Source organism: Streptomyces sp. NPDC002499 (genome assembly GCF_053595415.1).
The window spans coordinates 76334-97527 of sequence record NZ_JBSFXO010000016.1 but is presented as its reverse complement, the minus strand read 5'-3'; the positions used below and the strand labels follow the sequence as shown (position 1 = coordinate 97527).

Sequence of the window (21194 nt, the reverse complement as noted above, 5' to 3'; positions counted from 1 at the left end):
GACACGTCGGCGCGTACGAGTACGACACGGAGGAATGCGTGAACCTGCTGCTCGCAGAGGTGGCACAGGCCACCCAGCGGCTGGCCGACGCCGGCGTGCCCTCGCCGCGCAACGACGCGGAGGAGCTGGCCGCGTTCGTGCACGGTGTGAAGCGGGGCGAGCTGCATTCCGTCAAGGACTCGGACTTCGACGCCCGCTACTGGGAGGTCATCGCCCGGCGTGAGCAGCGCGAGCCGCTGCAGCACATCACCGGCCGGGCCTACTTCCGCTATCTGGAACTCCAGGTCGGGCCGGGCGTGTTCGTGCCCCGGCCCGAGACCGAGTCGGTGGTCGGCTGGGCCATAGACGCCGTGCGCGCCATGGACGTCGTGGAGCCCCGCATCGTCGATCTGTGCACCGGCTCCGGCGCCATCGCGCTCGCCCTGGCCCAGGAGGTCCCGCGCTCGCGCGTGCACGCCGTGGAGCTGTCCGAGGACGCCCTGGCATGGACCCGCAAGAACGTCGAGGGCTCCCGGGTCGACCTGCGTCAGGGCAACGCCCTGGACGCCTTCCCCGACCTCGACGGCCATGTCGACCTGGTCGTCTCCAACCCGCCCTACATCCCGCTCACCGAGTGGGAGTACGTCGCCATCGAGGCACGGGACTACGATCCCGAACTCGCCCTGTTCTCGGGGGAGGACGGCCTCGACCTGATCCGCGGCATCGAGCGCACCGCGCACCGGCTGCTGCGCCCGGGCGGTGTCGTCGTCATCGAGCACGCCGACACCCAGGGCGGCCAGGTGCCGTGGATCTTCACCGAGGAGCGGGGCTGGGCCGACGCGGCCGACCACCCCGACCTCAACAACCGCCCGCGCTTCGCCACCGCCCGCAAGGCGATGCCGTGAGCTCCGCCCCGACTTTCGACCCGCAGCAGTACGTGTACGAGGAGGCCCGCTAGATATGGCACGGCGATACGACACCAACGACGCGACCGACCGCACGACCGGTCTGCGCGAGGCCGCGTCCGCCGTCCGCCGTGGCGAGCTCGTGGTCCTCCCGACCGACACGGTGTACGGCATCGGCGCGGACGCCTTCACCTCGGAGGCCGTCGCCGACCTGCTGGAGGCCAAGGGCCGGGGCCGCAACATGCCCACGCCCGTCCTCATCGGCTCCCCGAACACGCTGCACGGCCTCGTCACGGACTTCTCCGAGCTGGCCTGGGAGCTGGTCGACGCCTTCTGGCCCGGCGCCCTCACGCTGGTCGCCAAGCACCAGCCGTCCCTCCAGTGGGACCTGGGGGACACCCGGGGCACGGTCGCCATCCGTATGCCGCTGCACCCCGTCGCCATCGAACTGCTCACCGAGGTCGGCCCGATGGCCGTCTCCTCCGCCAACCTGACCGGCCACCCGGCGCCGGAGGACTGCGACGCCGCGCAGGAGATGCTCGGCGACTCCGTCTCCGTCTACCTCGACGGCGGCCCGACCCCGGGCAACGTGCCGTCCTCCATCGTCGACGTGACCGGCCCGGTGCCGGTGCTGCTGCGCGCGGGCGCGCTGTCGGCCGAGGAGCTGAGGAAGGTCGTACCCGACCTCGAGGTGGCGAATTGACGGCCCCTGAAGCGGGGCGTGGCATAGGCAACGGGGAACGCGCCACGGAGATCACGACGACGTTCGTCGGGCTCCCGCGCGACAGCTTCCGCATCCTCCATGTCAGCACCGGAAACGTATGCCGCTCACCCATCACCGAGCGGCTGACCCGGCATTACGTGAAGCAGCGGCTCGGCATCCTGGGCGGCGGGCTGATCGTGGAGAGCGCGGGCACCTGGGGTCACGAGGGCGCGCCCATGGAGGCCAACGCGGAGGCGGTGCTGGCCGACTTCGGCGCGGACGCCTCCGGCTTCGTCGGCCGCGAGCTGCTGGACGAGCACGTCATCAGGGCCGACCTGGTGCTGACCGCGACCCGCGACCACCGTCAGCAGGTCATCTCCATGGGCCACTCCGCGGGCCTGCGCACCTTCACGCTGAAGGAGTTCACCCGCCTGGTGCGGGCGATAGACACCGCGACCCTGCCGCCCCTGGAGGACGGCGTGGTCGTCCGCGCGCGTGCCCTGGTCCGCGCGGCCGCCGCCCTGCGCGGCTGGCTCCTGGCCCCGACCGCCGAGGCGGACGAGGTCTACGACCCGTACGGCGCCCCGCTGACGTTCTTCCGCTCCATCGGGGACGAGATACACCAGGCCGTGGATCCGGTCGTCACGGCACTCACGGGTGTCTCCACACGCACATAACGGCCGCGCACCCCGTCGGCCCCGGGCCTACATTGGACGTACGTCATCCTCGACGCCCCCGGAGCCCATCATGGCGGTCATCCACACCCTTGAGGCCACGGACGTCCTGCGTCGCCAGGACCCGGAACTCGCCGAGATCCTGCTCGGGGAACAGGAGCGGCAGTCGACGACGCTCCAGCTGATCGCCGCCGAGAACTTCACCTCGCCCGCCGTGCTCGCCGCACTCGGCTCACCGCTGGCCAACAAGTACGCCGAGGGCTACCCCGGCGCCCGTCACCACGGCGGCTGCGAGATCGTCGACGTCGCCGAACGCGTCGCCGTCGACCGCGCCAAGGCCCTGTTCGGCGCCGAGCACGCCAACGTCCAGTCCCACTCGGGCTCCTCGGCCGTCCTGGCCGCGTACGCCGCCCTGCTGCGCCCCGGCGACACCGTCCTCGCCCTCGGCCTGCCCTACGGCGGCCACCTCACGCACGGCTCACCGGCCAACTTCTCCGGCCGCTGGTTCGACTTCGTCGGCTACGGGGTGGACGCGGAGACCGGCCTCATCGACTACGACCAGGTCCGCGCCCTGGCCCGTACCCACCGCCCCAAGGCGATCGTGTGCGGCTCGATCGCCTACCCCCGGCACATCGACTACGCCCTGTTCCGCGAGGTCGCCGACGAGGTGGGCGCCTATCTCATCGCCGACGCGGCCCACCCCATCGGGCTCGTCGCCGGGGGAGCGGCGCCCAATCCGGTGCCGTACGCCGATGTCGTCTGTGCCACCACCCACAAGGTGCTGCGCGGGCCGCGCGGCGGGATGCTGCTGTGCGGCGCGGAGCTCGCGGGGCGGGTGGACCGGGCCGTGTTCCCCTTCACGCAGGGCGGGGCGCAGATGCACACCATCGCCGCGAAGGCGGTCGCGTTCGGGGAGGCGGCAACACCGGCGTTCACCGCGTACGCCCATCAGGTGGTCGCCAATGCGAGGGTTCTCGCGGCCGGGCTCGCGGCGGAGGGTCTTGTCGTCACGACCGGCGGGACGGACACCCATCTGATCACCGCCGACCCCGCGCCCCTCGGCGTCGAGGGCCGTGCCGCCCGCGGCCGGCTCGCCGCGGCCGGTCTCGTCCTGGACTGCTGCGCGCTGCCGCACGGGGACGGGCGGGGACTGCGCCTGGGCACGGCGGCCCTGACCACGCAGGGAATGGGGGAGGAGGAGATGGCGTACGTGGCGGCGCTGGCGGCGCGGGTGCTGCGCGGGGAGACCGAGAGCCAGAAGGCGCGTGACGAGGTACGTGAGCTGGCGGGTAGATTTCCTCCGTACAGCGGCTGAGCGGGGGTACACGCACCTGCGTACACCTGGGTGCAATCCGCGTGCACAGGCACGCGTGCAACCATCGTCGCTACCCGGAAGTCCCCACTCATATGCGTCCCTCGCTAGGGTGTGGGGCTGAGATGGCCAGCGAGACCTGTGGGGAAGCCTGTGCGTGAATACCTGCTGACGCTCTGCATCACGGCCGCGGTGACGTATCTGCTGACAGGGCCGGTGCGGAAGTTCGCGATCGTGGCCGGAGCGATGCCGCAGATCAGGGCCCGTGACGTGCACCGGGAACCCACTCCGCGGCTCGGCGGTATCGCGATGTTCTTCGGCCTGTGCGCCGGACTGCTGGTCGCGGACCACCTGACCAACCTCAGCGAGGTCTTCGACAACTCCAACGAGCCGCGGGCGCTGCTCTCCGGGGCGGCCGTGATCTGGCTGATCGGTGTCCTGGACGACAAGTTCGAGATCGACGCCCTGATCAAGCTGGGCGGCCAGATGATCGCCGCGGGTGTGATGGTCATGCAGGGTCTGACGATCCTGTGGCTGCCCATCCCGAAGGTCGGCACGGTCGCGCTGACCCAGTGGCAGGGCACCCTGCTGACGGTCGCGCTCGTCGTCATCACGATCAACGCCGTCAACTTCGTGGACGGCCTCGACGGTCTCGCCGCCGGCATGGTGTGCATCGCGGCCGCCGCGTTCTTCATGTACACGTACCGCATCTGGTACTCGTACGGCATCGAGGCCGCCGCCCCCGCGACGTTGTTCGCGACCATCCTCATGGGGATGTGCCTGGGCTTCCTGCCGCACAACATGCATCCCGCGCGCATCTTCATGGGGGACTCGGGCTCGATGCTGATCGGGCTGGTGCTCGCGGCGGGCGCGATCTCCGTCACGGGTCAGGTCGACCCGGACAACCTGTTCAGTTCCGAGCGCTCCACCGTGCACCAGATGGTGCCCGTCTACATCCCGCTGCTGATGCCGCTGACGATCATCGCGGTGCCCACCGCCGACCTGGTGCTGGCGATCGTGCGCCGCACCTGGAAGGGCCAGTCGCCGTTCGCCGCCGACCGCGGGCATCTGCACCACCGGCTGCTGGAGATCGGCCACTCGCACAGCCGGGCGGTGCTGATCATGTACTTCTGGTCGGCGCTGATCGCGTTCGGCGCGCTCGCCTACTCGGTCAACTCGGCTTCCATGTGGATCGTGTTGGGGATCGTGTTCCTCAGCGCGATCGGTCTCGCGCTGTTGCTGCTGCCGCGCTTCACACCGCGTGCCCCGCGCTGGGCCGAGGCGTTCGTGCCGCCGCGCTACCGGCGCCGCCGGCGGGCCGCCGCGGCGGAGCACACCGAGGAACTGGAGCCGGTGGCCGCCGCGTTGGCGGAGGAATGTGCGGAATCTCGCACTCCGGTTGCCGTCGGGGTATCGGGAGTCAACGGGGCGACCGCCCTCGGCGCCCGACGCCGTAGGTAAGAATCTGACTAGAGCATTGCCAACTCGTGGGGGAGCAAAGCTTCCCAATACCAGACAAGTTGCCCGTGAATCCGCACAGACGCGCACTGTCACTCTCATGTGTGACAGCGAGCACACCTACTTGGTAAAGACCGCATCAAATAGTTTGTGATACGGTTCACGAGAACCCCGGACAGAGCCGAAGGACCGTAGTGCGACGGTCCATTGGCGTGAGACTCCTCATCGCCCCGGGGCTACGCTCGTCCATGACGACACCCCCAGCCCCCCTGCGAAAGCGGAGTTGCCGCCATGCCGTCCAATGACGTCCGGATCCTGGCCCAGGCCGCCGTGCCCACGGCTGCCGTCGGCGCGATCGCCGCCGTCGTCAGCGGCGTGGTCGCGGGTGGCAAGGGTGCGATCGGGGCGGCCGTCGCGACGCTGATCGTCATCCTCTTCATGGGAATCGGGCTCTACGTTCTTCAGCGCACTGCCAAATCGCTTCCGCACCTGTTCCAGATGATGGGTCTGATGCTCTACGCGGCACAGATTCTTCTGCTGTTCATGTTCCTCGCGATCTTCAAGAACACGACGTTGTTCAACCCCCGGGCCTTCGCGCTCACGCTCGTCGCCGGCACTCTCGCCTGGATCGCCGCGCAGACGCGAGCCCACATGAAAGCCAAGATCCTCTACGTCGAGCCCGAAAAGACGGGGCACTCGTCGTGAGAGGTAGGGCCGGGATAAAAGCGCACGCGGGACCCTGCTATCGTCCGGTGCCAACTGCGGCATCGCGGGCGCGGGCATCTGAGCTGACGCCTGCTCAATCGCGAGGCGAGATGCCCCCCAGCCGCCCCCACATCCGTCACACCAGTCCCGTGCCGAACCGCGGCCTCGCGCCGCGCCGACACAACGAGGTTGTCGTACCCATGCGCCACGATGAAGGAGCCCGCGGTGAGTGCTGATCCGACGCAGACGCTCGCTTTCGACGCAAGCTGCCACCTGTTCGACGGGTGCGGCTTCCCGGCTCCGGGCCTGCACTCGTTCCTGTTCGAGCCGATCGCCGGCGACACCGACGGCCTGTACTTCAACAAGCCGATGCTGCTCGCCCTGCTCGGTTCGATCCTCGTGGTGGGATTCTTCTGGGCCGCGTTCCGCAAGCCCCAGATCGTGCCGGGCAAGCTCCAGATGGTCGCCGAGGCCGGCTACGACTTCGTCCGGACCGGCATCGTCTACCAGACGATCGGCAAGCGCGAGGGCGAGAAGTACGTACCGCTCGCCGTCTCGCTGTTCTTCTTCATCTGGATGATGAACCTCTGGTCGATCGTCCCGCTCGCGTCCTTCCCGGTGACGTCGATCATCGCCTACCCGATGGTGCTGGCGGCGATCGTCTACATCACCTGGGTCTCGCTCACCTTCAAGCGGCACGGCTTCGTCGGCTTCTTCAAGAACGTCACCGGCTACGACAAGTCGCTCGGCGCCGTCCTGCCGCTCTCCATGACCATCGAGTTCTTCTCGAACCTGCTGGTCCGTCCGTTCACGCACGCGGTGCGACTCTTCGCGAACATGTTCGCCGGTCACACCCTGCTGCTGCTCTTCACGATCGCCAGCTGGTACATGCTGAACGGCATCGGCATCGCCTACTCCGCTGTCTCGTTCGTGATGGTCATCGTGATGACCGCCTTCGAGCTCTTCATCCAAGCGGTTCAGGCGTACGTCTTCGTGCTCCTGACCTGCACCTTCATCCAGGGCGCGCTCGCCGAGAACCACTGAGCGACCCCCTGACCCAACCGACAGACCCACCGGTGGCCAACCCCCACCGGTCACTGAAAGAGAAGGAAGAACCGGCATGTCCGCTCTCCAGACCCTCGCTGCGGTCGACGGCAACCTCGGCTCCATCGGTTACGGCCTCGCCGCGATCGGCCCGGGCGTCGGCGTCGGCATCATCTTCGGCAACGGCACCCAGGCCCTCGCCCGTCAGCCCGAGGCGGCCGGCCTCATCCGCGCCAACCAGATCCTCGGCTTCGCGTTCTGTGAGGCGCTGGCCCTCATCGGCCTCGTCATGCCGTTCGTCTACTAAGACGAACGACGACGACAGCCCCATTCGACGAAAGGCACTGATGTGAACCACGCACTGGTTCAGCTGGCGGCCGAGGCGGAGAAGGAGAATCCCCTCGTTCCGCCGTGGCCGGAGCTCGTCATCGGCCTGATCGCCTTCGTCATCGTCTTCGGCTTCCTCGCCAAGAAGCTCCTTCCGACCATCAACAAGGTCCTGGAAGAGCGTCGCGAGGCCATCGAGGGCGGTATCGAGAAGGCCGAGGCCGCGCAGACCGAGGCCCAGAGCGTCCTTGAGCAGTACAAGGCCCAGCTCGCCGAGGCCCGGCACGAGGCCGCGCGACTGCGCCAGGAGGCGCAGGAGCAGGGCGCCACGCTCATCGCCGAGATGCGGGCCGAGGGCCAGCGTCAGCGCGAGGAGATCGTCGCCGCCGGTCACGCCCAGATCGAGGCCGACCGCAAGGCCGCCGCGTCCGCGCTGCGCCAGGACGTCGGCAAGCTCGCCACCGACCTGGCAGGCAAGCTGGTCGGCGAGTCCCTCGAGGACCACGCCCGGCAGAGCCGCGTGATCGACCGTTTCCTCGATGACCTTGAGGAGAAGGCCGAGGCGGCTCGATGAACGGAGCGAGCCGCGAGGCCCTGGCAGCCGCACGCGAGCGTCTCGACGCCCTGACGGACAGCACGTCCGTGGACGCCGGCTCGCTCGCCGACGAGCTGGCCGCCGTCACCGCGCTGCTCGACCGCGAGGTGTCCCTGCGTCGGGTCCTCACCGACCCGGCGCAGGACGGTGCGGGCAAGGCCCAGCTGGCCGAGCGCCTGTTCGGCGGTCAGGTCGGCGGGACGACCGTGGACCTGGTGTCCGGCATGGTCCGCTCGCGCTGGTCGCAGTCGCGTGACCTGGCGGACGCGCTGGAGGAACTGGCCAACGTCGCCGACCTCACCGCGGCCCAGCAGGCCGGCGCGCTCGACGACGTGGAGGACGAGCTGTTCCGGTTCGGCCGGATCGTCTCCTCGAGCACCGAGCTGCGCGCCGCGCTGACCGGCCGCAAGGACGTCGGCACCGCCAAGACCGAGCTGCTGCACCGGCTGCTCGGCGGGCGGGCCAACCCGACCACCGAGCGTCTGGTGACGCGACTGGTCACCGCGCCCCGGGGACGTAGCCTGGAGACGGGACTGGAATCCCTGTCCAAGCTCGCCGCCGAGCGCCGGGACCGCATGGTGGCCGTGGTCACCTCGGCCGAGCCGCTGAGCGACTCGCAGAAGCAGCGCCTGGGCGCCGCCCTCGCGAAGCTCTACGGCCGCCCGATGCACCTGAACCTCGACGTCGACCCCGAGGTCGTCGGCGGGCTGCGGGTGCAGGTCGGTGACGAGGTCATCAACGGTTCGGTCGCGGACCGCATCGAGGACGCCGCCCGCCGCCTGGCGAGCTAGCAGCACCTTCAAAGCAGCAGAGCAGTACCGCAGTACCGCAGTAGCAGTGACAGAGCAGTACGTACCTACGGCCCGGTTGGGCCGTGCAGAGGATTCACCTCTTTCAGGGGGGAGTCCCCATCCCCCCAAAGTGAAACTTCGGGCCCAACAAGGAGAGCAGGGAACCCAGATGGCGGAGCTCACGATCCGGCCGGAGGAGATCCGGGACGCGCTGGAGAACTTCGTCCAGTCGTACAAGCCGGACGCGGCCTCGCGCGAGGAGGTCGGTACGGTCACCCTTGCCGGCGACGGCATCGCGAAGGTCGAGGGCCTCCCCTCGGCCATGGCCAACGAACTGCTGAAGTTCGAGGACGGCACCCTCGGTCTCGCGCTCAACCTCGAAGAGCGTGAGATCGGTACCGTCATCCTCGGCGAGTTCAGCGGTGTCGAGGAGGGCCAGCCGGTCACCCGCACCGGAGAGGTCCTGTCCGTCGCCGTCGGCGAGGGCTACCTCGGCCGTGTCGTCGACCCGCTCGGCAACCCGATCGACGGCCTCGGCGAGATCGAGACCACCGGCCGCCGCGCCCTGGAGCTGCAGGCGCCGGGCGTCATGGTCCGCAAGTCGGTGCACGAGCCGATGGAGACCGGCTACAAGGCCGTCGACGCGATGACCCCGATCGGCCGTGGCCAGCGTCAGCTGATCATCGGCGACCGCCAGACGGGCAAGACCGCCCTGGCCGTCGACACGATCATCAACCAGCGCGACAACTGGCGCTCGGGCGACGTGAACAAGCAGGTCCGCTGCATCTACGTCGCCATCGGTCAGAAGGGCTCCACCATCGCCTCCGTGCGTGGTGCGCTCGAAGAGGCCGGCGCCCTGGAGTACACGACCATCGTCGCCGCCCCGGCGTCCGACCCGGCCGGCTTCAAGTACCTGGCGCCGTACACCGGTTCGGCCATCGGCCAGCACTGGATGTACGACGGCAAGCACGTCCTCATCATCTTCGACGACCTCTCGAAGCAGGCCGACGCCTACCGCGCCGTGTCCCTGCTGCTGCGCCGTCCGCCGGGCCGTGAGGCCTACCCGGGTGACGTCTTCTACCTGCACTCCCGTCTGCTGGAGCGCTGCGCGAAGCTCTCCGACGACATGGGCAAGGGCTCGATGACCGGTCTGCCGATCGTCGAGACCAAGGCCAACGACGTCTCGGCGTTCATCCCGACCAACGTCATCTCCATCACCGACGGCCAGTGCTTCCTGGAGTCGGACCTCTTCAACGCCGGTCAGCGCCCCGCGCTGAACGTCGGTATCTCCGTCTCCCGAGTCGGTGGTTCCGCGCAGCACAAGGCGATGAAGCAGGTCTCCGGCCGACTGCGCCTCGACCTCGCCCAGTACCGCGAGCTGGAGGCGTTCGCCGCCTTCGGTTCCGACCTGGACGCCGCGTCGAAGTCGCAGCTGGAGCGCGGTCAGCGGCTGGTCGAGCTGCTCAAGCAGCCGCAGTACCAGCCGATGCCGACCGAGGACCAGGTCATCTCGGTGTGGTCCGCGACCACCGGCAAGATGGACGACGTACCGGTCGACGACATCCGGCGCTTCGAGAAGGAGCTCCTGGAGTACCTGCACCGCAAGCAGCAGGGCCTCATGACCTCCATCAAGGAGGGCGGCAAGATGTCGGACGACACTCTCACCGCCGCCGCGGACGCGATCACCGAGTTCAAGAAGCAGTTCGAGACCTCGGACGGCAAGCTCCTCGGCGAGGACGCCCCGGCCGCGGCCAAGTGACGTAGGAAGGGACCTGACTCATGGGAGCCCAGCTCCGGGTCTACAAGCGTCGCATCCGATCCGTCACCGCGACCAAGAAGATCACCAAGGCGATGGAGATGATCGCCGCCTCGCGCGTCGTCAAGGCGCAGCGCAAGGTGAGGGCCTCCACGCCGTACGCGACCGAGCTCACCCGCGCGGTCACGGCGGTCGGCACCGGCTCGAACACCAAGCACCCGCTGACCACCGAGGCCGAGGCACCGACCCGTTCCGCGGTTCTGCTCCTCACGAGCGACCGCGGTCTGGCCGGCGCCTTCAACTCCAACGCCATCAAGGCCGCGGAGCAGCTGACCGCGCGTCTTGAGGCCGAGGGCAAGGAGGTCGACACGTACATCGTCGGCCGCCGCGGTCTGGCCCACTACAACTTCCGCGAGCGCAAGGTCGTGGAGTCGTGGTCGGGCTTCACCGACGAGCCCACGTACGCGGACGCGAAGAAGGTCGCGGGTCCGCTCATCGAGGCCATCGAGCTGGACACGGCCGAGGGCGGCGTGGACGAACTCCACATCGTCTACACCGAGTTCGTCTCGATGATGACGCAGACGGCGATCGACAGCCGGCTGCTTCCGCTCAGCCTCGAAGAGGTGGCGGAAGAGGCGCCCAAGGGCGAGATCCTTCCGCTGTACGACTTCGAACCGTCGGCGGAGGACGTCCTGGACGCCCTGCTGCCGCGGTACGTCGAGAGCCGTATCTACAACGCGCTGCTCCAGTCGGCTGCTTCCAAGCACGCCGCCACGCGCCGCGCGATGAAGTCGGCCACCGACAACGCGGGAGACCTGATCACCACGCTCTCCCGCCTTGCCAACGCGGCCCGCCAGGCCGAAATCACCCAGGAAATCAGCGAGATCGTCGGTGGCTCCGCAGCCCTGGCCGACGCGACCGCGGGGAGTGACAGGTAATGACGACGACAGTTGAGACGGCCGTTGCCACGGGCCGCGTCGCCCGGGTCATCGGCCCGGTCGTCGACGTGGAATTCCCCGTCGACGCCATGCCGGAGATCTACAACGCCCTTCACGTCGAGGTGGCCGACCCGGCCCTCGCCGGCGAGAAGAAGACGCTGACCCTGGAGGTCGCCCAGCACCTGGGTGACGGCCTGGTCCGCACCATCTCGATGCAGCCCACCGACGGTCTGGTCCGCCAGGCCGCCGTCACCGACACGGGCACGGGCATCACCGTCCCGGTCGGCGACTTCACCAAGGGCAAGGTGTTCAACACCCTCGGCGAGGTGCTGAACAGCGACGAGAAGTACGACGGTGAGCGCTGGTCCATCCACCGCAAGGCCCCGCGCTTCGACGAGCTCGAGTCGAAGACCGAGATGTTCGAGACCGGCGTCAAGGTCATCGACCTGCTCACCCCGTACGTCAAGGGTGGCAAGATCGGCCTGTTCGGCGGTGCCGGCGTCGGCAAGACGGTGCTCATCCAGGAGATGATCTACCGCGTCGCCAACAACCACGACGGTGTCTCCGTGTTCGCCGGTGTCGGCGAGCGCACCCGTGAGGGCAACGACCTCATCGAGGAGATGGCCGACTCGGGCGTCATCGACAAGACCGCCCTGGTCTTCGGTCAGATGGACGAGCCCCCGGGCACCCGTCTGCGCGTGGCCCTGGCCGGTCTGACCATGGCGGAGTACTTCCGCGATGTGCAGAAGCAGGACGTGCTGTTCTTCATCGACAACATCTTCCGCTTCACGCAGGCCGGTTCCGAGGTCTCGACCCTGCTCGGCCGTATGCCCTCCGCGGTGGGCTACCAGCCGAACCTGGCCGACGAGATGGGTCTCCTCCAGGAGCGCATCACCTCGACCCGCGGTCACTCGATCACCTCGATGCAGGCGATCTACGTCCCCGCGGACGACCTGACCGACCCGGCCCCGGCCACCACCTTCGCCCACCTCGACGCGACGACGGTTCTCTCCCGTCCGATCTCCGAGAAGGGCATCTACCCGGCCGTGGACCCGCTGGACTCCACGTCCCGCATCCTGGACCCGCGGTACATCGCGGCGGACCACTACAACACCGCCATGCGCGTCAAGACGGTGCTGCAGAAGTACAAGGACCTCCAGGACATCATCGCCATCCTCGGTATCGACGAGCTCGGCGAGGAGGACAAGCTCACCGTCCACCGCGCCCGTCGCGTGGAGCGCTTCCTGTCCCAGAACACCCACGTCGCCAAGCAGTTCACCGGCGTCGACGGATCGGACGTCCCGCTGGAGGAGTCGATCACCGCGTTCAACGCGATCATCGACGGTGAGTACGACCACTTCCCGGAGCAGGCGTTCTTCCTGTGCGGTGGCATCGAGGACCTGAAGGCCAACGCCAAGGAGCTGGGCGTCTCCTGAGCCCTGAGCTCGACGTGAGTCCTACGACTCACAGGTGAGGGGGCGGGGCACGTCCCGCCCCCTCATTCACGCCCACTAGACTTGTAACCAACACCCGGCACAACCGCCGGGTGGTGACCCGAGGAGCCAACCTTGGCTGCTGAGCTGCACGTCGCGTTGGTCGCGGCCGACCGAGAGGTCTGGTCCGGCGAGGCCACCCTGGTCGTCGCGCGCACCACGTCCGGCGACATCGGCGTCATGCCCGGTCACCAGCCGCTGCTCGGTGTGCTGGAGTCGGGCCCGGTGACCATCCGTACAAGCGACGGGGGAACGGTCGTGGCGGCTGTCCACGGCGGTTTCATCTCGTTCGCGGACAACAAGCTGTCCCTGCTGGCCGAGATCGCCGAGCTGTCGGACGAGATCGACGTCCAGCGCGCGGAGCGGGAGCTGGAGCGCGCCAAGGCGGAAGGGGACGCGTCCGCCGAGCGTCGCGCGGACGTACGACTGCGTACGGCGGCTGGGAGCTGAGCTTGATCCCAGCGCAGCTGCGATGACGTCACTCAGCCGCGATCGGCACCGGAGCAATCCGGAGCCGGTCGCGGCTGAGGCAGATCTGGATGTTTTTTCCGTTCCGTTATCTGTTTTCGGTACCTAGGAGACGAGGAGGTCGGTGTCGATGGTCCTCGCTCTGACTGTGTGCGGAATCTTGGTGGCCCTGGTGGTACTGGGGCTGTTCGTCTTCGGTCTGCGCCGCAGACTCATCCAGCGCTCCGGCGGCACCTTCGACTGTTCCCTGCGCTGGGACGTCCCGGAGAAATCCGACACCAGTGGCAAAGGCTGGAGTTACGGCGTCGCCCGCTACAACGGCGACCGCATCGAGTGGTATCGCGTCTTCTCCTACGCCTACCGTCCGCGCCGGGTCCTTGAGCGCGCCGCGATCGAGGTGGCCGGCCGCCGACTGCCCGAGGGCGAGGAGGAGTTGGCGCTGCTGTCCGACGCCGTGGTCCTCACCTGTCTGCACCGGGGCACGCGTCTCGAACTCGCCATGAGCGATGACGCGCTGACCGGATTTCTCGCGTGGCTCGAAGCAGCCCCGCCCGGTCAGCGCGTCAATGTCGCTTAGGTCCTACGGATAACTCTTACGGTCAACCCGCTTACGCGAGCCCGTTGTTGATGGCCGTCACCAGCTCACCGTTGCTGGTGTCGCCGCTGAAGTCCCAGAAGAACGCGCCGCCCAGACCCTGGGTCTTGGCCCACGCCATCTTCGTGCCGATGGTCGCCGGGGTGTCGTACGACCACCAGTTGTTGCCGCAGTAGGCGTACGCCGTGCCGGCGATCGTGCCGGTGGCCGGGCAGGATGTCTTGAGGACCTTGTAGTCCTCGATGCCCTGCTCGTACGTGCCCGGGGCGGGGCCGGTCGCCGAGCCGCCGGGTGCGGCCTGGGTCACGCCGGTCCAGCCTCTGCCGTAGAAGCCGATGCCGATGAGCAGCTTGCTCGCGGCGACGCCCTTCGACTTGAACTTGGCGATCGCGTCGGCCGTGGTGAACCCGGCCTGCGGGATGCCGCTGTAGGTGGTGAGCGGGGAGTGCGGGGCGGTCGGGCCGTCCGCGTCGAAGGCGCCGAAGAAGTCGTACGTCATCACGTTGTACCAGTCGACGTACTGGGCCGCGCCCGCGTAGTCGGCGGCGTCGATCTTGCCGCCGGAGGTGCCGTCCGCCGTGGTGGCGGCGGTGACCAGGTAGTTGGAGCCGAACTTGGCACGCAGGGCCTGCATCAGGTTCTTGTAGGCCGCCGAGCCGCTGCTGTCGCAGGACAGACCGCAGGCGTTGGGGTACTCCCAGTCGATGTCGATGCCGTCGAAGACATCGGCCCAGCGCGGGTCCTCGACCAGGCTGTAGCAGGAGTTGGCGAACGCGGTCGGGTTGGCCGCCGCCTGGGCGAAGCCGCCGGACCAGGTCCAACCGCCGAAGGACCACAGGATCTTGATGTTCGGGTACTTGGCCTTCAGCTGGCGCAGCTGGTTGAAGTTGCCCGCCAGCGGCTGGTCCCAGGTGTCGGCGACGCCGCTGACCGACTGGTCGGCGGTGAACGTCTTCTGGTAGTCGGCGTAGGCGTCACCGATCGCGCACTGCCCGTTGGTCACGTTGCCGAAGGCGTAGTTGATGTGCGTGATCTTCGAGGCCGAGCCCGAGGTCACCAGGTTTTTGACCTGGTAGTTGCGGGTGTAGGTGCCCCACTCGGTGAGATAGCCCAGCTTGACCTTGTTGCCGGTGGGCGGGGTCGTGGTGCCGCCCGTGGTGTGCACGGCGACCGCGCCGCTGACCGGGCCGGTCTGGTCGACGGTGTCCCGGGCCTGGATCGTGTACGAGTAGTCGGTGCCGGCGGTGAGGCCGGTGTTGGTGTACGACGTCGTCGTCACCGTGGCGACCTTGGCGCCGTCGCGCAGGACGTCGTAGTTCTTGATGCCCTTGTCGTCGGTGGCCGCCGACCAGGACAGGTTCACCGAGGTGTCGGTGATGTTCGAGGCGGTCGGGGTGCCGGGCGCGGAGGGCGCCGCGTCGCCGGGAACCGTGGTGCCGTCACAACTGTCGCCGTTCAGCTTGCAGTTGGAGGGCGAGCCGGAGCCGGCGCCGTTGAAGCCGAAGGAGACGGAGGCGCCCGCGGCGATGGTGCCGTTGTAGGACTTGTTCTTCGCGGTCCAGTGGGTGCCGGAGGACGTGACGTCGGCGTCCCAGGCGGAGGTGACGGACGTGCCGGAGGGGAAGTCCCACTCGACGGTCCAGGTGCTGATGGCCGTGGTGCCGGTGTTCTTGACGGTCCACTGACCGCCGAAACCGGTGCCCCAGTCGCTGGTCTTGGTGAAGGTGGCGGTCGCGGTGGTCGCGGCCTGGGCGGGGCTCGCGAGGCCGACGAGACCGGCCAACGGGAGCAACAGGGATGCGAACCCTGCGGCGGCTCTGTGTCTGAAGCGCATCGTGCGCCTCCTCTTTTCAAAGAGCTCAAAGAGCGGGGGTGGGGGTGCGACTGAGCCTTCGCACCCACGGTGCCGCGAGAATAGAAAGGTCTGGACCACAGGTCAAGAGGTCTGGACCACTACTCGTATACGGGATCAGATCCCCAACTCCTGCGCCAGTACGGCCGCTTGCACCCGGCTGCGCAGCTCCAGCTTCCCCAGCAGTCGGCTGACGTGCGTCTTCACCGTCGCCTCCGCCATGTCCAGCCGGATCGCGATCTCCGCGTTGGACATTCCCTCACCGAGGCAGGACAACACCTCCCGCTCGCGCCGGGTCAGGGCGTCCAGGACGGTCAGGTCGGCTTCCGGCCGTCGTGCCGGTCCCGCGGCGAACTCGGCGATGAGCCGCCGGGTGACGGCCGGGGCGATCAGACCCTCGCCGCGCGCGACCGTACGCACCGCCTCCAACAGGTCCTTGGCATCGGTGTTCTTCAGCAGGAAACCCGCGGCGCCCGCGCGCAGCGCCCCGAAGACGTACTCGTCGAGGTCGAACGTGGTCAGCACGAGGACGTCCGCGAGGTGTTCCTCGACCACCTGCCGCGTCGCCGACACCCCGTCCAGGCGCGGCATCTGAACGTCCATCAGCACCAGGTCCGGGCGCAACTCCCGGGCCAGGGCCACCGCCTGCTCCCCGTCCGCCGCCTGGCCGACCACCTCGATGTCGGGTGCGCTGCGCAGGATGAGGACCAGCCCGGCGCGCACGGCGGACTGGTCCTCGGCGACCAGGACACGGATCATGCGGCGGTCCCTTCGGGGATCATGCGGAGGTTCCTTCGGACAGGGGGAGGGTGGCGTGCACGGCCCACCGCGCGCCGGTGGGGCCCGCCTCGAAGGTGCCGCCGAGGAGCGCGGCCCGCTCCCGCATCCCCACCAGCCCGGCGCCGGAACCCGGGGCGCGCGGACCCTCCCGGTCGCCGTACGGACTGGTCACACGGACGTCGAGGACGCCGTCCCGCTGGGCCAGCCCCACGGTGACCCGGCCGGGCGGGGCGTGCTTGAGCGCGTTGGTCAGGGACTCCTGGACGATCCGGTAGGCGGCGAGTTCGACCGGGGCCGGGACCTGGTCGTGGTCGGTGTCGAGGACGACGTCGAGGCCGTTGGCGCGGGCGGTGTCGACGAGGGCGCCGACGCCGTCCAGGGTGGGGGTCGCGGTGGGCGTGCCGTCCCCGGTCCGCAGGATGCCGATCAGCCGGCGCATCTCGGCCAGCCCCTCGACGCTGTTCTCCCGGATGACGGCCAGCGCGTCCTTGGACGTCTTCGGGTCGTCGAGCGAGAGCGCCGCCGTGGAGTGGATGGCGATCGCCGACAGGTGGTTGGCGACCATGTCGTGCAACTCCCGTGCCATCCGGGCGCGTTCGGCGGTCACCGCCTGGACGCGGTCCATCTCGGCCAGCAGCGCGGTCTGTTCGGCGCGCAGCCGGGCGCTGTCGGCGGCGTCACGGTGGTTGCGGACGATCCAGCCGGTGGCCGCGGGCGTGAACGCCACAAGACCGACGGCCACCCCGATCAGCAGCGCCTCGGGCTTGCGCAGGGTGGCGAGGGGCAGCACGGTGGCGACCACTGTCGTCAGCCCGCTGATCCACAGCACCCGGCGGGCGGTGGCGGGCGGGGTGTACAGGACCCCGGCGTAGACGAGGTCCGTGAACATCACGAGGGTGGCCAGGTTGCCCTGGGTGATCGTGTCGACGGTCAGCGCGGCCACGCCGATCAGCAGGCCCGTACGGGGGCGGGTCCGGCGCAGCAGCTCGCAGCCGGCCATCACCACCAGCGGCACCAGGATCGGCCAGTGGCCGTGCCAGCGGACGATGGGGTCGTCGTGCGCCCGGATGCCGACGCTCACCGACCAGACGAGCAGTCCGCCGAGCAGGCCCCCGACGGCGATGCGTACGTCGTCGCGGTGCGGGCGGGGGAGCGTCACGGCCATGACTCCATCCAACACGGCACACGCGCCGCCCGCCTGCTCCCCGGGAAGGGTCCCGAACTGCATCGTTCGATGTACCGCGACTTCGTCACTCGCGACGACGAACCGTCCGGCGGCTGCCGGGAGCCTGGAAGGGAAGGAAGGGAGCACATCGTGATCGTCGCGCTGATCATCGCCTGCGAGGTCGGGTTCTGGGTGCTGCTGGCCGCCGGGCTGGCCGTCCGCTACCTGCTCAGGATGCGCCGCACGAGCGTGGCGCTGCTGCTGTGCGAGCCGGTCCTCGAACTGGTCCTGTTCGTCGTGACGGCCGTGGACCTGAAGAACGGCGCCGAACCGAGCTGGGAACACGGCCTCGCCGCCCTCTACATCGGCTTCACCGTCGCCTACGGCCACTACACGATCCGCTGGCTGGACGGCCACGCCGCCCATCGCCTGGCCGGCGCCCCGCGCCCGCCCAAGCCGCCCCGCTACGGGGCGGCCCGGGCCCTGCACGAGGGCCGGCTGTGGCTGCGCACGGTCCTGATGGCCGCCGTCGCCTGTGCCCTGCTCCAGGCCGCCATCCGGTACGTCGGCGACGGGGACACCTCGTCCCTGCGCAGCTTCCAGTGGGTGGCGCTCAGGGCCGCCGGCATCCACGGCCTGATCGCGCTGACGTACGTGATCTGGCCCAAGCAGCGCCCGGAGAAGGAATCCGAGACCGGGTCAGCGCTCTCCGCCGGGGACCCACAGGACATCCCCGACACTCGCGTTCGCCGTGCGCGCAAGGATGAAGAGCAGGTCCGATAGCCGGTTGAGGTAGGTCGCGGTGAGGGGGTTCATGACCTCGCCGTGGACCTCCAGCGCGGCCCATGTCGACCGCTCGGCCCGCCGTACGACCGTGCAGGCCTGGTGGAGCAGGGCTGCGCCGGGCGTGCCGCCGGGGAGGATGAAGGAGCGCAGCTTCTCCAGTTCCTCGTTGAAGCGGTCGCAGTCGGCCTCCAGCTTGTCGACGTAGAACTGCTCGACGCGCAGCGGCGGGAACTCCGGGTTCTCCACCACCGGCGTCGACAGGTCCGCGCCCACGTCGAAGAGGTCGTTCTGGACGCGGACGAGGACCTTGACGATCTCCTCGTCCAGGCCGCCCAGCGCGATCGCCGTGCCGATCACCGCGTTGGCCTCGTTGGCGTCGGCGTACGCGGAGATCCGCAGATCGGTCTTGGCGACCCGGCTCATGTCGCCGAGGGCGGTGGTGCCCTGGTCGCCGGTCCTGGTGTAGATGCGCGTCAGATTGACCATGGGGCCAGCGTAGTTACGCCCCGGCGGTCCGGAACACGCGTGTGCCCACCGTCACGGTCAGTGTCGCGAAGGCGACGGCCACCAGGACCCCGTGGAGCATGGCGGCGCTCGTGTACGAGCCGACGTACGCGTCCCGCACCGCGTCCACCAGATAGCGCAGCGGCATGACGCGCGAGAGCAGGTCCAGCCAGCCCGGGGCCAGGGTCATCGGGAGCATCAGACCGGACAGCAGCATCGACGGCAGGGTCACGGCGTTGACCAGCGGGCCGAACTCCTGCGGGGTCGAGACCCGCATCGCCAGGGCGCACGACAGCGAGCCCAGCGAGACGGTGAGCAGACCGACGAACGCGAACCCGATCAGTACGCCGGCCAGCGGTGCGCGCAGTCCCATCACCGCCGCCGCCAGCACCAGCAGGACCGCCTGGACGATCAGGACCGTGGCGTCCCGCAGCACCCGGCCGAGCAGCAGCGCGAGCCGGCTGACCGGCGTCACCCGCATCCGCTCGACCACCCCCTGCCCGTTCTCGACGATGACCGAGAACCCCGCGAACGCGGCCCCGAACAGCCCGAGTTGAAGCAGCAGCCCCGGCACGAGCACCTGCCAGGAGCTGCCTCGACCGCCGAGCGGCAGCCCGGTGAGCAGCGGACCGAAGAACAGCAGATACAGCAACGGCATCAACAACCCGAAGAGCAGCGCGAACCGTGAGCGGAGGGACTGGCGCAGATAGCGGCCGTAGATCAGCGCGGTGTCGTGGACGAACATCGGTCTCCTGTAGGGCGGTTCGGGTCGGTCATACGGCTACGGGGGCGGCGTCGGCCGGGGCGGGGCCGCGGCCGGTGATCGCGAGGAAGGTGTCCTGGAGGGTGGCGTCGATCGAGCCGCCGTACCGCAGCTTCAGGGCGCTCGGCGTGCCTTCGGCCACGACGACGCCCTTGTCGACGATCACCAGCCGGTCCGCGAGGGCGTCGGCCTCGTCGAGGTAGTGGGTCGTCAGGAAGACGGTCGTGCCGTGCTCGTCGCGCAGTCCGCGGATCAGGTCCCACAGGTCGGCGCGGCTGCCGGGGTCGAGGCCGGTCGTGGGCTCGTCGAGGAACAGGACCTTCGGGCGGTGGGCGAGCGCCAGCGCGATGTCCAGGCGCCGCCGCTGACCGCCGGAGAGCGTGCCGCACCTGCGGTCGAGGAGATCGGTGAGGCCGAGGGAGTCGGCCAACTCCCGCGCCCGCGCCGCCGCTTGATCCTTCGACAGCCGGTACAGGCGCCCCTGCGTGACGAGTTCCTCCCGTACGGAGATCTGCGGGTCGACGCCGCCCGACTGGGCCACGTATCCGCAGACCCGGCGCACTCCGGTCGGGTCGGTGGCGAGGTCGCGGCCGGCGATGGTGGCGGCGCCGCCGGTGGGCTCGAGGAGGGTCGTGAGCATGCGGAGGGTGGTCGTCTTCCCGGCGCCGTTCGGGCCCAGGAGGCCGAGGATCTCGCCCTCCCGGACGGCGAGGTCGATACCGCGCACGGCCGCCACCGGGCCGAGCCTGGTCTGGAAGGTACGGGCCAGTGAGGCCGTACTGATGATGGGCATGGCCCTAGAAAAACAGAGTCTCTGAAAGTTTGCAATGACCCCAAAGTTTCATAGGGTCCATCGAAGTTAGGATGTGGACCATGGCGGAAGGGCTCAGGGAGCGGAAGAAGCGCGAGACGCGGCAGCGCATCTCGGACATGGCCACCGGGCTGTTCCTGGAGCGCGGGTTCATGGAGGTGACCATCGCGGAGATCGCGGAGGCGGCCGACGTCTCGGTCAACACCGTCTACAACTACTTCCCCGCCAAGGAGGACCTCTTCCTCGACCGCTCCGTCGAGGTGGTGGAGCGGACCTCCCGTTGGGTGCGCGGCCGGGACGCGGGGGAGTCGGCGGCCCGGGCCGTGCTGCGCGAACTCCGTGCCGAGGTCGAGGTGGTCTCGCCGCGGGTCGGTCTCATGGCGGGCTACGGCCGCTTCATGCGCGTCATCCACGAGGCCCCGCCCCTGCGTTCGCGGCTGTGGACGCTCCAGCAGGAGATCCTCGACCACCTCGAAGCGACCCTTCGTGAAGAGGTGGGCGCCGCCGCGGACGACCCGCTGCCCGGCCTGATCGCCGGTCAGATCTGCTGGGTCCAGCAGATGGTCATGGTGAGCGTCGGCCGCGCGATGCTCGCCGGGCGCAATCCGGACGTAGTGTCACGAGAAGTGCTCGTCCTCCTCGACGAGATCGAGGAGCTGTTGGGCGAGAAGGTGCTCAACTACGCCGTCCGTGGCGCCCCGTGACCCGTGCCGGTGTGATGTCCGTCAGATGAGACGTGACGCGCGTTACTTACCGGTCACACAGCGCTTCACGAGCGCTAAGGTCCGCC

23 protein-coding genes are annotated in these 21194 nt (G+C 69.0%); 17 read left to right on the top strand and 6 right to left on the bottom strand.

What is annotated here, in order from left to right; genetic code table 11:
- Positions 1 to 38 precede the first annotated feature (38 nt).
- The 15 genes from prmC to ACWD5F_RS39115 all read left to right on the top strand — a co-directional run bounded on the left by prmC (position 39) and on the right by ACWD5F_RS39115 (position 13725).
- Positions 39 to 884, top strand: coding sequence for a peptide chain release factor N(5)-glutamine methyltransferase (prmC, locus tag ACWD5F_RS39185; RefSeq protein WP_280880681.1), 846 nt, complete (start codon positions 39 to 41; stop codon positions 882 to 884).
- Positions 885 to 939: 55 nt separating this feature from the next.
- Positions 940 to 1587: an L-threonylcarbamoyladenylate synthase gene (locus ACWD5F_RS39180; protein WP_280880680.1), complete on the top strand. Its 648-nt coding sequence runs from the start codon at positions 940 to 942 to the stop codon at positions 1585 to 1587.
- The gene (locus ACWD5F_RS39175) at positions 1584 to 2264 is read left to right on the top strand and encodes an arsenate reductase/protein-tyrosine-phosphatase family protein (protein ID WP_451261026.1); all 681 of its coding nucleotides are present in this window, start codon (positions 1584 to 1586) and stop codon (positions 2262 to 2264) included. The genes ACWD5F_RS39180 and ACWD5F_RS39175 overlap by 4 nt, the downstream gene beginning before the upstream one ends.
- 70 nt (positions 2265 to 2334) lie before the next feature.
- Entirely contained in the window at positions 2335 to 3576 is a 1242-nt protein-coding gene (locus ACWD5F_RS39170) for a serine hydroxymethyltransferase (protein ID WP_451261025.1), read from the top strand.
- A 150-nt stretch (positions 3577 to 3726) separates the two neighbouring features.
- A complete protein-coding gene (locus tag ACWD5F_RS39165) occupies positions 3727 to 5034 on the top strand; it encodes an MraY family glycosyltransferase (RefSeq protein WP_451261024.1) in 1308 nt (435 codons plus the stop codon).
- Positions 5035 to 5322: 288 nt separating this feature from the next.
- Positions 5323 to 5736 (top strand): hypothetical protein, encoded by a 414-nt coding sequence (locus ACWD5F_RS39160; protein WP_123997730.1) that lies wholly within the window; start codon positions 5323 to 5325, stop codon positions 5734 to 5736.
- A 210-nt stretch (positions 5737 to 5946) separates the two neighbouring features.
- Entirely contained in the window at positions 5947 to 6780 is an 834-nt protein-coding gene (gene atpB, locus ACWD5F_RS39155) for a F0F1 ATP synthase subunit A (protein ID WP_401728857.1), read from the top strand.
- Between the two features lie 76 nt (positions 6781 to 6856).
- Positions 6857 to 7087, top strand: a complete 231-nt coding sequence (gene atpE, locus ACWD5F_RS39150) for an ATP synthase F0 subunit C (protein ID WP_103780068.1) — start codon at positions 6857 to 6859, stop codon at positions 7085 to 7087.
- A gap of 42 nt (positions 7088 to 7129) precedes the next feature.
- Positions 7130 to 7681, top strand: coding sequence for a F0F1 ATP synthase subunit B (locus ACWD5F_RS39145; RefSeq protein ID WP_401728855.1), 552 nt, complete (start codon positions 7130 to 7132; stop codon positions 7679 to 7681).
- Positions 7678 to 8493 carry a F0F1 ATP synthase subunit delta gene (locus ACWD5F_RS39140; protein ID WP_401728854.1) on the top strand — a complete coding sequence of 272 codons (816 nt, stop codon included), beginning with the start codon at positions 7678 to 7680 and terminating at the stop codon, positions 8491 to 8493. The genes ACWD5F_RS39145 and ACWD5F_RS39140 overlap by 4 nt, the downstream gene beginning before the upstream one ends.
- 169 nt (positions 8494 to 8662) lie before the next feature.
- Complete coding sequence (gene atpA / locus ACWD5F_RS39135) at positions 8663 to 10252, top strand: F0F1 ATP synthase subunit alpha (protein WP_401728852.1); 1590 nt, start codon at positions 8663 to 8665, stop codon at positions 10250 to 10252.
- Positions 10253 to 10272: 20 nt separating this feature from the next.
- On the top strand, positions 10273 to 11187 hold the full coding sequence (locus ACWD5F_RS39130; RefSeq protein ID WP_451261023.1) for a F0F1 ATP synthase subunit gamma: 915 nt from the start codon (positions 10273 to 10275) through the stop codon (positions 11185 to 11187).
- Positions 11187 to 12623, top strand: coding sequence for a F0F1 ATP synthase subunit beta (atpD, locus tag ACWD5F_RS39125; protein ID WP_451261022.1), 1437 nt, complete (start codon positions 11187 to 11189; stop codon positions 12621 to 12623). The genes ACWD5F_RS39130 and atpD overlap by 1 nt, the downstream gene beginning before the upstream one ends.
- Before the next feature lie 132 nt (positions 12624 to 12755).
- Complete coding sequence (locus ACWD5F_RS39120; RefSeq protein ID WP_401728848.1) at positions 12756 to 13130, top strand: F0F1 ATP synthase subunit epsilon; 375 nt, start codon at positions 12756 to 12758, stop codon at positions 13128 to 13130.
- A gap of 148 nt (positions 13131 to 13278) precedes the next feature.
- On the top strand, positions 13279 to 13725 hold the full coding sequence (locus ACWD5F_RS39115; RefSeq protein ID WP_401728847.1) for a DUF2550 domain-containing protein: 447 nt from the start codon (positions 13279 to 13281) through the stop codon (positions 13723 to 13725).
- 31 nt (positions 13726 to 13756) lie between these two features.
- On the opposite strand, the gene ACWD5F_RS39110 is transcribed toward ACWD5F_RS39115, so the two are convergent.
- The 3 genes from ACWD5F_RS39110 to ACWD5F_RS39100 form a co-directional block, all read right to left on the bottom strand.
- A complete protein-coding gene (locus tag ACWD5F_RS39110; protein ID WP_451261021.1) occupies positions 13757 to 15577 on the bottom strand; it encodes a glycosyl hydrolase family 18 protein in 1821 nt (606 codons plus the stop codon).
- A 135-nt stretch (positions 15578 to 15712) separates the two neighbouring features.
- Positions 15713 to 16354 (bottom strand): response regulator, encoded by a 642-nt coding sequence (locus tag ACWD5F_RS39105; protein WP_451261020.1) that lies wholly within the window; start codon positions 16352 to 16354, stop codon positions 15713 to 15715.
- Between the two features lie 19 nt (positions 16355 to 16373).
- Positions 16374 to 17540, bottom strand: a complete 1167-nt coding sequence (locus tag ACWD5F_RS39100) for a sensor histidine kinase (RefSeq protein WP_451261019.1) — start codon at positions 17538 to 17540, stop codon at positions 16374 to 16376.
- Between the two features lie 150 nt (positions 17541 to 17690).
- Here ACWD5F_RS39100 and ACWD5F_RS39095 point away from each other — a divergent pair, with 150 nt between their 5' ends.
- Positions 17691 to 18323, top strand: coding sequence for a hypothetical protein (locus tag ACWD5F_RS39095; RefSeq protein ID WP_451261018.1), 633 nt, complete (start codon positions 17691 to 17693; stop codon positions 18321 to 18323).
- Here ACWD5F_RS39095 and ACWD5F_RS39090 read toward each other — a convergent pair.
- Genes ACWD5F_RS39090 through ACWD5F_RS39080 form a run of 3 tightly spaced genes read right to left on the bottom strand, consistent with a single transcriptional unit; the run spans position 18240 to position 20386 of the window.
- Positions 18240 to 18812, bottom strand: a complete 573-nt coding sequence (locus ACWD5F_RS39090; RefSeq protein WP_451261017.1) for a cob(I)yrinic acid a,c-diamide adenosyltransferase — start codon at positions 18810 to 18812, stop codon at positions 18240 to 18242. The two genes, ACWD5F_RS39095 and ACWD5F_RS39090, sit on opposite strands and share 84 nt — an antisense overlap.
- A 13-nt stretch (positions 18813 to 18825) precedes the next feature.
- On the bottom strand, positions 18826 to 19575 hold the full coding sequence (locus ACWD5F_RS39085; RefSeq protein WP_451261016.1) for an ABC transporter permease: 750 nt from the start codon (positions 19573 to 19575) through the stop codon (positions 18826 to 18828).
- Positions 19576 to 19603: 28 nt separating this feature from the next.
- Positions 19604 to 20386 carry an ABC transporter ATP-binding protein gene (locus tag ACWD5F_RS39080; RefSeq protein ID WP_451261015.1) on the bottom strand — a complete coding sequence of 261 codons (783 nt, stop codon included), beginning with the start codon at positions 20384 to 20386 and terminating at the stop codon, positions 19604 to 19606.
- Between the two features lie 80 nt (positions 20387 to 20466).
- Here ACWD5F_RS39080 and ACWD5F_RS39075 point away from each other — a divergent pair, with 80 nt between their 5' ends.
- Positions 20467 to 21108, top strand: coding sequence for a TetR/AcrR family transcriptional regulator (locus ACWD5F_RS39075; protein WP_401728836.1), 642 nt, complete (start codon positions 20467 to 20469; stop codon positions 21106 to 21108).
- The last annotated feature ends 86 nt before the right edge of the window (positions 21109 to 21194 follow it).